This window comes from Acidovorax sp. GW460-11-11-14-LB4 (assembly GCF_059423685.1).
On record NZ_JBWKYJ010000001.1, the window covers coordinates 102370 to 114722 of the forward strand.

Annotated in this window: 15 protein-coding genes and 2 tRNA genes; 1 reads left to right on the plus strand and 16 read right to left on the minus strand. The window is 62.8% G+C overall.

Annotated elements, in window-relative coordinates; all coding sequences use genetic code 11:
* Window positions 1-112 precede the first annotated feature (112 nt).
* A complete protein-coding gene (rpiA, locus tag AC07X4_RS00430) occupies window positions 113-802 on the minus strand; it encodes a ribose-5-phosphate isomerase RpiA (RefSeq protein ID WP_494738897.1) in 690 nt (229 codons plus the stop codon).
* Window positions 803-838: 36 nt separating this feature from the next.
* Here rpiA and AC07X4_RS00435 point away from each other — a divergent pair, with 36 nt between their 5' ends.
* Entirely contained in the window at window positions 839-1891 is a 1053-nt protein-coding gene (locus AC07X4_RS00435; RefSeq protein WP_494738898.1) for a quinone-dependent dihydroorotate dehydrogenase, read from the plus strand.
* Between the two features lie 129 nt (window positions 1892-2020).
* Here AC07X4_RS00435 and AC07X4_RS00440 read toward each other — a convergent pair whose 3' ends face one another.
* The 15 genes from AC07X4_RS00440 to iscR all read right to left on the minus strand — a co-directional run bounded on the left by AC07X4_RS00440 (window position 2021) and on the right by iscR (window position 12122).
* On the minus strand, window positions 2021-2362 hold the full coding sequence (locus AC07X4_RS00440) for a hypothetical protein (protein WP_369882137.1): 342 nt from the start codon (window positions 2360-2362) through the stop codon (window positions 2021-2023).
* Window positions 2359-2754: a phage holin family protein gene (locus tag AC07X4_RS00445; protein ID WP_099730347.1), complete on the minus strand. Its 396-nt coding sequence runs from the start codon at window positions 2752-2754 to the stop codon at window positions 2359-2361. Before AC07X4_RS00445 ends, AC07X4_RS00440 begins: the two co-directional genes overlap by 4 nt.
* 45 nt (window positions 2755-2799) lie before the next feature.
* Window positions 2800-3102: a DUF883 family protein gene (locus AC07X4_RS00450; RefSeq protein ID WP_008904788.1), complete on the minus strand. Its 303-nt coding sequence runs from the start codon at window positions 3100-3102 to the stop codon at window positions 2800-2802.
* A 144-nt stretch (window positions 3103-3246) separates the two neighbouring features.
* Window positions 3247-4344 carry an NAD(P)/FAD-dependent oxidoreductase gene (locus tag AC07X4_RS00455; protein WP_494738899.1) on the minus strand — a complete coding sequence of 366 codons (1098 nt, stop codon included), beginning with the start codon at window positions 4342-4344 and terminating at the stop codon, window positions 3247-3249.
* 35 nt (window positions 4345-4379) lie between these two features.
* Window positions 4380-5417 carry a histone deacetylase family protein gene (locus AC07X4_RS00460; protein ID WP_494738900.1) on the minus strand — a complete coding sequence of 346 codons (1038 nt, stop codon included), beginning with the start codon at window positions 5415-5417 and terminating at the stop codon, window positions 4380-4382.
* Between the two features lie 155 nt (window positions 5418-5572).
* A tRNA-Val gene (locus AC07X4_RS00465) sits at window positions 5573-5647 on the minus strand.
* Between the two features lie 51 nt (window positions 5648-5698).
* Window positions 5699-5773 (minus strand) — tRNA-Val (locus tag AC07X4_RS00470).
* Between the two features lie 37 nt (window positions 5774-5810).
* Window positions 5811-6524, minus strand: coding sequence for a DNA polymerase III subunit epsilon (dnaQ, locus tag AC07X4_RS00475; protein WP_056063030.1), 714 nt, complete (start codon window positions 6522-6524; stop codon window positions 5811-5813).
* Complete coding sequence (fdx, locus tag AC07X4_RS00480; RefSeq protein ID WP_494738901.1) at window positions 6524-6862, minus strand: ISC system 2Fe-2S type ferredoxin; 339 nt, start codon at window positions 6860-6862, stop codon at window positions 6524-6526. The genes dnaQ and fdx overlap by 1 nt, the downstream gene beginning before the upstream one ends.
* A gap of 41 nt (window positions 6863-6903) precedes the next feature.
* On the minus strand, window positions 6904-8775 hold the full coding sequence (hscA, locus tag AC07X4_RS00485; protein ID WP_494738902.1) for a Fe-S protein assembly chaperone HscA: 1872 nt from the start codon (window positions 8773-8775) through the stop codon (window positions 6904-6906).
* Window positions 8776-8855: 80 nt separating this feature from the next.
* Window positions 8856-9374 (minus strand): Fe-S protein assembly co-chaperone HscB, encoded by a 519-nt coding sequence (hscB, locus tag AC07X4_RS00490; protein WP_494738903.1) that lies wholly within the window; start codon window positions 9372-9374, stop codon window positions 8856-8858.
* Window positions 9375-9459: 85 nt separating this feature from the next.
* Window positions 9460-9783, minus strand: a complete 324-nt coding sequence (iscA, locus tag AC07X4_RS00495) for an iron-sulfur cluster assembly protein IscA (protein WP_056644311.1) — start codon at window positions 9781-9783, stop codon at window positions 9460-9462.
* Window positions 9784-9808: 25 nt separating this feature from the next.
* Entirely contained in the window at window positions 9809-10210 is a 402-nt protein-coding gene (iscU, locus tag AC07X4_RS00500) for a Fe-S cluster assembly scaffold IscU (protein WP_056063045.1), read from the minus strand.
* 39 nt (window positions 10211-10249) lie between these two features.
* The gene (locus tag AC07X4_RS00505) at window positions 10250-11470 is read right to left on the minus strand and encodes an IscS subfamily cysteine desulfurase (protein ID WP_056063047.1); all 1221 of its coding nucleotides are present in this window, start codon (window positions 11468-11470) and stop codon (window positions 10250-10252) included.
* A gap of 115 nt (window positions 11471-11585) precedes the next feature.
* Complete coding sequence (iscR, locus tag AC07X4_RS00510; RefSeq protein ID WP_015013980.1) at window positions 11586-12122, minus strand: Fe-S cluster assembly transcriptional regulator IscR; 537 nt, start codon at window positions 12120-12122, stop codon at window positions 11586-11588.
* Window positions 12123-12353 lie beyond the last annotated feature (231 nt).

Consider the following 12353-nt stretch of genomic DNA (forward strand, 5'->3'; position numbering starts at 1 on the left):
GGCGGCTACGTCCTTCCATTCACCTCAACACAACAGAAAAGGGGCCTCCAGAGGCCCCTTTTGTATTGGTGAACTATGCGAGTAGGCTTATCACCCACCCCACCACCATTCCTCAATAGGTGATGGTCTTCACGCCCTGCGCCGTACCCAGCAGGCACACGGATGCCTTCTGGTGGGCAAACACACCCACGGTCACCACGCCGGGCCATTGGTTGATCTCTGACTCGAACGCCAGCGGGTCGGTGATGGACAAGCCCTTCACGTCCAAAATGTGCTGGCCGTTGTCAGTCACCAGTGGCTGTCCGTCCTTGAGTCGCAAGCTGGCCTGTCCACCCATGGCGGCAAAACGGCGCGCAATGTGATTGGCAGCCATCGGGATCACCTCCACCGGCAACGGAAACTGGCCCAGGGCCTGCACCAACTTGGATTCGTCGGCAATACACACAAAGCGTTCGGCCAATGCTGCCACGATCTTCTCGCGTGTCAGTGCAGCGCCGCCACCCTTGACCATGTAACCCTGGCCGTCGATCTCGTCCGCGCCGTCGATGTAGACGGAGAGCGATGGCACCTCATTGGCATCGAACACGGCGATGCCCAGTGCCTTCAGGCGTTCAGTGCTGGCTACGGAGCTGGATACAGCGCCCTTGATCTGATCCTTCATGCCCGCCAGGGCGTCAATGAACTTGTTGACGGTGGAGCCGGTGCCCACCCCCACAATCTCGCCAGGCACCACGTATTGCAGCGCGGCTTGGCCTACCAGGGTCTTGAGTTCGTCTTGGGTCAGGGGAGTGGTGGTCGTCATGGGAGAAAATCAGGGGTAATCCTGAATTATCTCCCCATGTCCCTGATCCCCTACGCCCTCACCCGCCCCTTTCTCTTCGGCATGGATGCCGAGGCCGCTCACGAACTCACCATGGACATGCTGGCGCGCGGGCAGCGCACGCCGCTGCAATGGGCCTGGTGCAACGAAACTGTGAACGACCCCATCACCCTGGCGGGGCTGACGTTTCCCAACCGCGTGGGCATGGCGGCGGGCCTGGACAAGAATGCGCGCTGCATTGACGCGCTGGGCGCCATGGGTTTCGGTTTTGTAGAAGTTGGCACTGTGACCCCCAAAGCGCAGCCGGGCAACCCCAAGCCGCGCATGTTTCGCCTGCCCGAGGCCCGCGCACTCATCAACCGCCTGGGCTTCAACAACGAAGGCCTGGATGCCTTCCTGCGCAATGTGCAGCAGGCGCAGTTTCGCAAGCAGAACCGTCAGCACCCCATGCTGCTCGGTCTCAACATCGGCAAGAACGCCACCACCCCCATCGAGAACGCCACCAGCGACTACCTGATCTGCCTGGAGGGCGTATACCCCCATGCCGACTATGTGACGGTCAACATCAGCTCACCCAACACCCAGAACCTGCGCGCATTGCAAAGCGATGCCGCACTGGACGCACTGCTGGGAGCGATTGCCGAGCGCCGTGAGACGCTGGCCGCCCAGCACCAGCGGCGCGTGCCGGTTTTTGTGAAGATTGCTCCAGACCTGGATGAAGCCCAGGTGGCAGTGATCGCTGCCACGCTGCAGCGCCACGACATGGACGGTGTGATTGCCACCAACACGACCATCAGCCGCGCTGCAGTGCAGGGCATGCGACACGCGGAAGAGACGGGGGGGTTGAGTGGCACTCCGGTGCTGGAAGCCAGCAACCAAGTCATTCGGCAGCTGCGCGCAACCTTGGGCAGCGGATTCCCCATCATTGGTGTCGGCGGCGTCATAAGCGCCGACGACGCAGTGAGCAAGATTCGCGCAGGGGCAGACGTGGTGCAGATCTACACCGGCCTGATTTATGAAGGCCCTGCGCTGGTCGTGAAGGCGGCCAAGGCGATCAAGGCCTTGCGCTAAACCCTCGGGCCACAGACGCTCGACCACACGACCCCATAAGAAAACGGAGCCTCTGGCAACAGGGCTCCGTTTCAGTTTTCGGGGTGGGTTTGAGCAGCGGGACGCCGCCCTCCGCAACCCCGCCAGTGGTCAGCGCCGCAAGCGCATCAGCATCGGCAGGACAATGCCCGCCCACCGGATCAACCTGCGCGGGCCGGCCACCAGAGCGACACCGGCCATGGCCGCCACCGCCAGCGGGTGTTCGCGTGCGAACCCGGCGGCGCGCAGCGCCAGCGAGGCATCTCCACCGCCCGTGGCGCCTCCGGCTTGCTCCGCGAGCGCGCGGGCCTGGGCCCGGGCCACGCGGCGGGCACGCAGCCGCTCGCGCTGCAGTTCAATTCGGTCAAGCACACGCTGCTGCTCCGGCGTAGCTACCAGCCTTACCGTGGGCGCAGTCTGCGGTGTACCAATGGTTGGGTGGGGGGTGCTCACAAGCGCTCCTTGATGTCACGCCAGTCCTGGGCCAACTCTCGCCGCGTCAGCGCAAAGCCGCTGCCCGCGCGCTGCGCCACAGACACCAACGACACCGTGGCGGCGGCCCAGCCTGCAGCCCATACGGCAGCCACCAGCCACGCCACCAGCGTGCGTTGCGGGGAGTCCCAAAAGTGCACCAGCACCGCCAGCGACACCATGATCAGGGCCACCACCGTGAGCCCAACGACCAGAATGGTCAGCACCAGCAGTTGTTGCAGCCGCTGCTTGAGGTCCGCCCATTCCAGGCGGGCCAGATCCATCCGGTCTTCGGCGGCGATGGCGCCCTCGATCAGGTTGGCACGCCAGCGGGCGGCCAACCCTTCCAGACCCAGCAGCGAGAGCCAATTCATGTCTTGTTGCCTCTGTGGCGTGCCGTCATGGTGGGACAGCGACGATCAGCGGCGTGCAAGCAGAAAGCCAACCAACGCACCCACAGCCAATGCGGCACCCGCCACACGCCAAGGTTCGTCATGGGCGTAGCGGTCGGCTGCCAAAGCGGCTTCCTTCGCTTGGCGGGCGGCGTCCTGAGCGGCGCGCACAGCAGATTCACGCACGTTGTGCATGCCATCGTCCAGGCGCTGGCGCAACAGCTTGATTTCAGGCACTGCGTCCAGGTCCTTGTTGGCCAACAGCCCCCGCAGATCGGAAACCAGCTTTTCCAGTTCGCCCTGGGTGGTCGTGGTGTCAGAAGCAGTCATACAAGCCTTTCTGTGTAGTGCCAAAAGTGATGAAAAACCCCGCACGCGAACGTTGGGACTGAAGTTCATCTTAGCCATCCGCGCAGAAACCCCTCGTAGGACGGGGACGCAAGAGGTTACTGATTGCAAATGGCTTGCTGCAGATCAAACCAGCGCAGCCACATGCTCCGCAATGGCCAGGGCACTTGTCAAGCCAGGCGACTCGATGCCAAAGAGGTTGACCAGCCCCGCCACCCCATGGGCAGCAGGCCCTTGAATGACGAAGTCGGCAGCGGGTGCACTGGGCCCGTGGATCTTGGGGCGCATGCCCGCGTAGCCCGCCGCCAGAGCGCCGTCTGGCAAGCCCGGCCAATATTTGCGCACCTCGGCATAAAAGGCATCGCCGCGCGCGGGGTCCACCTGCAGATCGTCGGGCGAGTCCACCCATTGCACGTCCGGGCCAAACTTGGCCTGGCCGCCCAGGTCCAGCGTGAGGTGTACACCCAGCCCAGCCGCCTCGGGCACCGGGTAAATCAGTCGGCTGAACGGCGCCTTGCCCGTCAACGTGAAATAGTTGCCCTTGGCGTAGTAAGCGGTGGACACATGCTGCAGGGCCAGCCCGGCGAATCGCGCAGCCAGCGCGGGGGCGTGCAACCCGGCGGCGTTGACCAGGGTGCGCGCGCGGAGACGCGTGCCATCCACCGCTTCCAAATCAATAGCATCAGAGCCAATAGATGCTAGCGCTAGTGGCGAATTCAGCGCTACAACACCACCCGCATGCTCCAGATCGCCCTGCAACGCCAGCATGAGCGCATGGCTATCGACGATGCCGGTGCTGGGCGAGTGCAAGGCACCAACGCAGGCCAGCGCGGGCTCCATCGCCAGGGCTTCTTCGCGGCTGAGGCGTTGCAGGTCCAGCACTCCGTTGGCACGGGCCCGCACCTGGATACCTTCCAGGCTGTCCAGCTGGGCGGCAGAGGTGGCCACCAGCAGCTTGCCGCAGCGGCGGTGGGGCACACCGCGCTCCGTGCAGTAGGCGTAAAGCAATTCCTTGCCCCGCACGCACAGCCGGGCCTTGAGCGAACCTGCGGGGTAATACAGCCCGGCATGAATCACCTCGCTGTTGCGCGAACTGGTGCCAGTGCCGATGGCGTCCGCTGCCTCCAGCACCATCACCTCCCGCCCCTGGAGCGCCAGTGCGCGGGCCACCGCCAGACCCACCACGCCCGCGCCTACCACCACACAATCCACCGTATCGATCATCAGTGCGTCTCCTGCATCACCTGCCGGGTGCCGCGTCAGGCCTGCTCAAAGCCATCGAGCACGTGGACGGCATTGGTGCCCAGCTCGGCCGCCGCATAGCCGCCTTCCAGCACGAACACTGTGGGCAACCCCAGCCGTGCCAGCCGCTCGCCCAGGCGGGTGAAATCTGACGATGCCAGTGCAAACCGCGAGATGGGATCGCCCTCAAAGGCATCCAGCCCCAGAGAAATCACCAGCCCGTCGGCGTGGTAATCCGTGATGCGCAGGCACGCTTGCTCAAGTGCATCGAACCAGGTTGCCGCGCTGGTGCCCGCAGGCAAGGGCAGGTTCAGGTTAAAACCAACGCCAGCCCCCTCGCCCGTCTCGTCGGCGTGGCCCAGGTAGAAGGGGTACTCCGTGCGCGGGTCACCGTGCATGCTGATGAACAGCACATCGCTGCGGTCGTAAAAGATGCTCTGCGTGCCGTTGCCGTGGTGGTAGTCCACATCCAGCACCGCCACACGCTGGGCGCCCTGGTTGCGCAGGGTTTGCGCTGCCACGGCGGCGTTGTTCAAGAAGCAATAGCCCCCCATGAAGTCCGGGCCCGCATGATGCCCTGGCGGCCGTGTGCAGCAAAACGCGGCGCGCGTCCCCAGCGCAACGCGTGCCGCCGCGCTGGCAGCCGCATCGGACCCCGCCTTGGCTGCGGCCCAGGTTCCTGCCGCCATGGGTGTACCGTTGTCCATGGAGTACAGCCCCAGCCGTGCGACAAAGTTATCGGGTTCCACATCACTGCGCAGCGTGCGCACCGGCCAGACAGACGGAAAAGGCTGCACTGACGCATTGGCTGGGTCCAGTGCCAGCCACTGTTGCCAGGCGGTCTGCAGAAAGGCCAGATAGCGCGGCGCATGCACCTGCGCCAGCACGGCATTGCAGTCCACATCGGGCAACACCAGGGCGTGGCCGCGTGTGCGCAGGGCGTCTTCCACATAGTCCACGCGCTCGGGCTTTTCAAAACAGGGCACACGCTCACCCCGGAAGAATTCGTGGGCCGGTGCATGCCCCTGGTGCAAGGGATTGTGAAAGGTGATCATGGATGCAGCGTTGCAGGTACGTGCGACAAATGTAGCGCGCAAGCCTGCGTTGTATGCCGCTTTGGCGAATGGTCGCTGCACTTTGCAGCTTGCCGACAGGCGGACGAGCCAAGAAAAAACCCCTGCAGGTCAGGAACCTGCAGGGGTTTTTGAATTGGTGGGTGATACATGGATCGAACATGTGACCCCTGCCGTGTGAAGGCAGTGCTCTACCGCTGAGCTAATCACCCGTCGCAAGCACCTTGGAGAAAGATACCGCTGCGAAAAGTCTGGCAGCAACATGGTGGGTGATACATGGATCGAACATGTGACCCCTGCCGTGTGAAGGCAGTGCTCTACCGCTGAGCTAATCACCCTTGTCGCTGCGACAGCCTTCTATTATGGCACAGCTTTTTAGGCCGACTGGAGAGTTCGCCAAATTGTTTTGCCACCGCTGGCCTTGTCGATCTGCGTGAGCACCTCGGCATGGGCCGCCTGCTCTTGTTCGCTCGCCCGCAGCACCGGCAGCGCAAGGCCACGCAAATCGATGGCTGCCACCTTCACGCCGTCAGCGCTGTCATGGCCATCGTCGGCGATCAGCAAGGCATCCTGCCCGCGCGTGAGATTGATGTAGACGTCGGCCAGCAGCTCGGCATCGAGCAAGGCGCCGTGCAGCGTACGGCCCGAGTTGTCCACGCCCAGACGGTCGCACAGGGCGTCCAGCGAGTTGCGCTTGCCCGGGTACATCTCCTTGGCCATGGCCAGCGTGTCAGTCACGCTTTGCACATAGGTGCCAAACGCCGGGCGCCCCACCAGCTCCAGTTCCTTGTTGAGAAAGCCTACGTCGAACGCAGCGTTGTGGATGATGATCTCGGCGCCCTGCAGGTACTGCAGGATGTCGTCCACCACGTCGGCAAATTTGGGCTTGTCCTTCAGGAACTCGTTGCTGATGCCGTGCACCTTCAGCGCATCTTCATGGCTGTCACGGCCGGGGTTGAAGTACAGGTGCAGGTTGTTGCCGGTCAGCTTGCGGTTGAGCAGCTCCACACAACCCAGTTCAATGATGCGGTCACCACCTTCGGCCGAGAGGCCGGTGGTCTCAGTGTCCAGAACAATTTGCCGGGACATCAGTGGTTTTCCTTGGCGTGGTTGATCGTGTACTTCGGAATTTCCACGATGAGGTCGGTCTGCGCCAGGATGGCCTGGCACGACAGGCGCGACTGCGGCTCCAGGCCCCAGGCGCGGTCCAGCAGGTCTTCTTCCTCTTCTTCTGCCGCATTCAGCGAATTCAGCCCCTGGCGCACGATGACGTGGCAGGTGGTGCAGGCACAGCTCATGTCGCAGGCATGCTCGATGTTGATGTGGTTGTCCAGCAGGGCTTCGCAGATCGAGGTGCCTGCGGGCGCCGTGATCTCAGTGCCAGTGGGGCAGTATTCGGGATGGGGAAGGATCTTTATGACAGGCATGGGGTGGTCTTTTCTTGTTCAGAGGGATGCGCTGGCTCGTATCACAGGCTCGCGACGTTCTTGCCGGCCAGGGCCTGCTGGATACCGCGGTTCATGCGCTGGGCTGCAAACGCCTCGGTGCCCTTGGCCAGGGCTTCCGTGGCGGCCTCGATGGCCGCAGCATCGTCGGCGTCGCGCTGGTGGCGCAAGGCCACCATCAGGGCGTCGATGGCAGCCCGCTCCTTGGGGCTGAGCACGTCGCCATCCGCGTCAAGCGCGCTTTGCGTGGCAATCAGCATGCGGTCTGCGTCCACGCGGGCCTCGACCACTGCACGGGCTTTCATGTCCTGCGCGGCCGTGGCAAAGCCATCCTGCAGCATGCGCGCGATCTGGTCGTCCGTGAGGCCGTACGATGGTTTCACGTCAATGCGGGCCTCCACCCCACTGCCCTGCTCTTTCGCGGCCACGCTCAGCAGGCCATCGGCATCGACGGTGAAGGTCACACGGATGCGCGCAGCGCCTGCCGCCATCGGGGGAATACCGCGCAACTCAAAGCGCGCCAGGCTGCGGCAGTCCTGCACCAGGTCACGCTCGCCTTGCACCACATGGATGGCCAGCGCGGTCTGTCCGTCCTTGTAGGTCGTGAAGTCCTGCGCCTTGGCGGTAGGTATGGTCTCGTTGCGCGCAACAATGCGCTCCACCAGCCCGCCCATGGTTTCGATGCCCAGGGACAGCGGAATCACGTCCAACAGCAGCAGGTCGCCAGCCGTGTTGTTACCGGCCAGCTGGTTGGCCTGGATGGCGGCACCCAGCGCGACCACTTCGTCGGGATTCAGGTTGGTCAGGGGCTCCTTGCCAAAGAACTCAGCCACGGCCCGCTGCACCTGCGGCATGCGGGTGGAGCCGCCCACCATGACCACGCCCTGCACTTCATCGCGCGCCAGATGCGCATCGCGAAGGGCACGGCGCACAGCCGCCGTGGAGCGGGCGGTCAAATCGGCCGTCACCGCGTCAAAATCCGACCGTTTGACGTCAAATTGCACAGAAGCGCTAGATAGCTCTGCCTTGAATGCTACCAAATCAGTAGCAGTCAAGGCCTCTTTGCAGGCGCGTGCCGCCATGCGCACGGCCGACTTGTCGGCTGGTGTGACCGCCTGTTGCCCCACCTGCTGCAGAACCCAGTCCGCCAGCGCCGCGTCGTAGTCGTCGCCACCAAGGGCAGAGTCGCCGCCCGTGGCGATCACTTCGAACACGCCCTGCGTCAGGCGCAGGATGGAAATATCAAACGTACCCCCACCCAGGTCATAGACAGCGTAGACGCCCTCGCTGGCGTTGTCTAGGCCATAGGCAATCGCCGCCGCAGTGGGCTCGTTGATCAGGCGCAGCAGGTTGATGCCAGCGAGCTTGGCCGCATCCTTGGTGGCCTGGCGCTGGGCGTCGTCGAAGTACGCAGGCACGGTAATCACTGCGCCATACAGATCATCATTGAAGGTGTCTTCGGCGCGGTAGCGCAGCGTGGCCAGAATCTCGGCACTGATCTCGACGGGCGACTTGTTGCCATCCACCGTGGACAGGCTGACCATACCGCCCTCGCCGCCATCAGCAGCAGCCACGAAGTCGTATGGCAGCTTGCCCGCTTCCGCCACGTCCTTGAGGCCACGCCCCATGAAGCGTTTGGCCGAGGCGATGGTGTTGCGTGCATCCTGGGCCTGCGCCGCCACGGCGTCATATCCGATCTGGCGACCGCCGTTGGCCAGGTAGCGCACCACCGAGGGCAGCAGCACCCTGCCCTGTGCATCGGGCAGGCATTCGGACACACCATTGCGCACAGCGGCAACCAGAGAATGGGTGGTGCCCAGGTCAATGCCCACCGCGATGCGCCGCTGGTGCGGGTCGGGGGACTGGCCGGGTTCGGAGATCTGCAAAAGCGCCATGAAATTTCGGGTCTCAACGTGGTGGGGGACGCCATCACCTCAGCAAGCGACAGGGGCCCCAGGGGGAAAGCAAAACCGCTCTATTGTCCCAGCTGCTCTCGGCGACGTTCTATGTCGTCCGCAAATCGCGCAATGAACATGAGGGCTCTGACCTGGCGGGCCGCGCCGGCATAGTCCTGCTGCTGGTCGATGAGTTGCTCGCACTGCGACAGAGCGGCACGCCGGGCTTGTTCCACCTGATCGTCCAGTGCGTCCAGCTCGCTGTCTGCGCGGGCATCTTCCAGTGCCTCGCGCCATTCCATCTGCTGCATCAAAAATGCAGCGGGCATGGCGGTGTTGTCTTCGGCACGGATAGGCGCTCCGTGCAGTTCGCACAGATAGGCCGCCCGGCGCATGGGGTCCTTCAGGCGTTGGTAAGCCTCGTTGATGCGCACGGACCACTGCATCGCTACGCGCTGCGCCGCAGCGCCTTGCGCAGCAAACTTGTCGGGGTGGGCTTCGCGCTGCAGTTCCTTCCAGCGCGCGTCGATGGCGCTGCGTTCTTGTGCAAAGCGGCAAGCCAGGCCAAACAGTTCGAAGTCGTCAGATTGCAGATTCATGCGCAAGGGGACGTGAAGAAAATCCAAGAAAAAACCGCCAGCACAGAGCGCGTTGGCGGTTTGGCGTTACATCAGCTGAAGACGTTCAGACGCGGAAGCTCTCCCCGCAACCGCAGCGATCACGCTCGTTGGGGTTATTGAACTTGAAGCCTTCGTTCAGCCCCTCACGGACAAAGTCCAGCTCGGTGCCATCGATGTAGGCTAGGCTCTTGGGGTCGATCAGCACCTTGACGCCGTGGTTTTCAAACACGATGTCCTCGGGCTCGCTCGTGTCCACATACTCCAGCTTGTAGGCAAGCCCCGAGCAGCCGGTCGTCTTGACCCCCAGACGCACGCCCAGCCCCTTGCCACGGCGGGCAAGGTAACGGTTGACGTGCCGGGCTGCAGCTTCTGTCAGCGTAATGGCCATGTCTCTCGATCTATCTGTCAAACAATCAGGCGGCAGTGGCCGTGGTGGCGTGCTTGGTCTTGTAGTCCAGCACAGCTGCCTTGATGGCATCTTCCGCCAGGATGGAACAGTGGATCTTGACGGGCGGCAAGGCCAGCTCTTCGGCGATCTCGCTGTTCTTGAGCGCTGCGGCTTCGTCCAGCGTCTTGCCCTTGACCCACTCGGTCACCAGCGACGAGGAGGCAATCGCCGAGCCACAGCCGTAGGTCTTGAAGCGGGCGTCTTCGATCACGCCGGTTTCAGGGTTCACCTTGATCTGCAGCTTCATCACGTCACCGCAGGCAGGCGCGCCCACCATACCGGTGCCCACCGAATCGTCACCCTTGTCGAACGAACCCACGTTGCGGGGGTTTTCGTAATGGTCAACCACTTTGTCCGAATAAGCCATGATGTGTACCTCTTCAATACGTCCAGAATTTGCGCGGAATCAGTGAGCAGCCCACTGGATGGTGCTAATGTCGATGCCGTCCTTGTACATCTCCCACAGCGGGCTCAGCTCGCGCAGGCGGGCCACGTTCTCGCGAATGGTGGAGATGGCGTAGTCAATCTCTTCCTCGGTCGTGAAACGGCCGATGGTCATGCGCAGGCTGCTGTGGGCCAGCTCGTCGCTGCGGCCCAAAGCGCGCAGCACATAGCTGGGCTCCAGGCTGGCAGAGGTGCAGGCCGAGCCCGAAGACACCGCTAGGCCCTTGATACCCATGATGAGCGATTCGCCTTCGACGAAGTTGAAGCTCATGTTCAGGTTCTGCGGCACACGGCGCTCCAGGCTGCCGTTGATGTAGACCTGCTCGATGTCCTTGAGGCCGTCGAGCAAACGCTGCTGCAGGGCCTTCGCCTTGGCATTGCTCTCGGCCATTTCTTCCTTGGCAATGCGGAAAGCCTCGCCCATGCCCACGATCTGGTGCGTGGGCAAAGTGCCCGAACGCATGCCGCGCTCATGGCCACCACCGTGCATCTGTGCTTCCAGGCGCACGCGGGGCTTGCGGCGTACGTACAGCGCACCGATGCCTTTGGGGCCGTAGGTCTTGTGGGCGGTCATGCTCATCAGATCGATGGGCAGCACGTTCATGTCGATCTCGACACGGCCCGTCGCCTGGGCGGCATCCACATGCAGCAGGATGCCCTTCTCACGGCACAGGGCGCCAATGGCGGGGATGTCCTGGATCACACCGATTTCGTTGTTCACGAAGAGGATGCTGATCAGCACGGTGTCTGGACGGATGGCAGCCTTCAGGGCATCCATGTTGACCAAGCCGTCTTCCTGCACGTCCAGATAGGTGGCTTCAAAGCCTTGGCGCTCCAGCTCGCGCATGGTGTCCAGCACGGCCTTGTGCTCGGTCTTGAGCGTGATGAGGTGTTTGCCCTTGCCTTTGTAGAAATGCGCAGCGCCCTTCAAGGCCAGGTTGATGGACTCGGTCGCACCACTGGTCCAGACGATTTCGCGGGGGTCGGCACCGATCAGGTCGGCCACTTGCACACGCGCTTTTTCCACCGCCTCCTCGGCCTCCCAGCCCCATGCGTGGCTGCGCGACGCCGGGTTGCCAAAGTGCTCACGCAACCAGGGAATCATGGCGTCCACCACGCGGGGGTCCACCGGGGTCGTGGCGCCGTAGTCGAGATAGATGGGAAAGTGCGGGGTCATGTCCATGGCTGGCTCAGTAAAAGGTTCTGGCTGGCAAACAGAAGAGGCAGAACAAACAAGAAAACGATTACAACGCGGTCAGGGCAGTGCCGACCCCAGGGCCAGCACGGCGCACCAAGCATCAGGATTTGGCGAAGACGTTACCCAGCGCAAACACCGAATTGGGGGCGTTCACGCGGATGGGCTTGACCACCGGTGTCGTGGAGATGGCGCGGCGAACCACGGGTTTGTCTTCGATCTGCACGCCCTTGGCGAGCTGCTCGTCCACCAGCTTTTGCAGGGTGACCGAGTCCAGAAACTCCACCATGCGCTGGTTCAGCGAGGCCCACAGTTCATGCGTCATGCAACGGCCGGCTTCACCCAGGCAGTTTTCCTTGCCACCACACTGCGTGGCGTCGATGGGTTCATCCACCGACACAATGATGTCGGCCACTGTGATGTCGCCTGCCTTGCGGGCCAGCGTATAACCGCCGCCGGGGCCACGGGTGGATTCCACCAGTTCATGGCGGCGCAGCTTGCCAAAGAGTTGCTCCAGGTACGACAGCGAAATCTGCTGGCGCTGGCTGATGGCAGCCAGCGTGACGGGGCCGTTGTTCTGGCGCAGGGCCAAGTCAATCATGGCGGTGACCGCAAAACGGCCTTTGGTTGTGAGACGCATCGCAAGCTCCTTGTGCTAAGGCTTGTTCGTTGAAGAAACCGCCTGCGCTGACTGTTTGCCAGCGAGGCACCGTCTCCGCCCCTTACTCCGCACAGTCACCTGCTGCGGAGCCCTTCATCGTTGGGCTGTTTTGTTGAGTGTTTTGTGCGAGTATAGCACAAATCCCTATTGATTCTGTCGGGTTAAAAAACCAAATAGTTATTAATCGACTCAATAGTATTTTCTCATCGT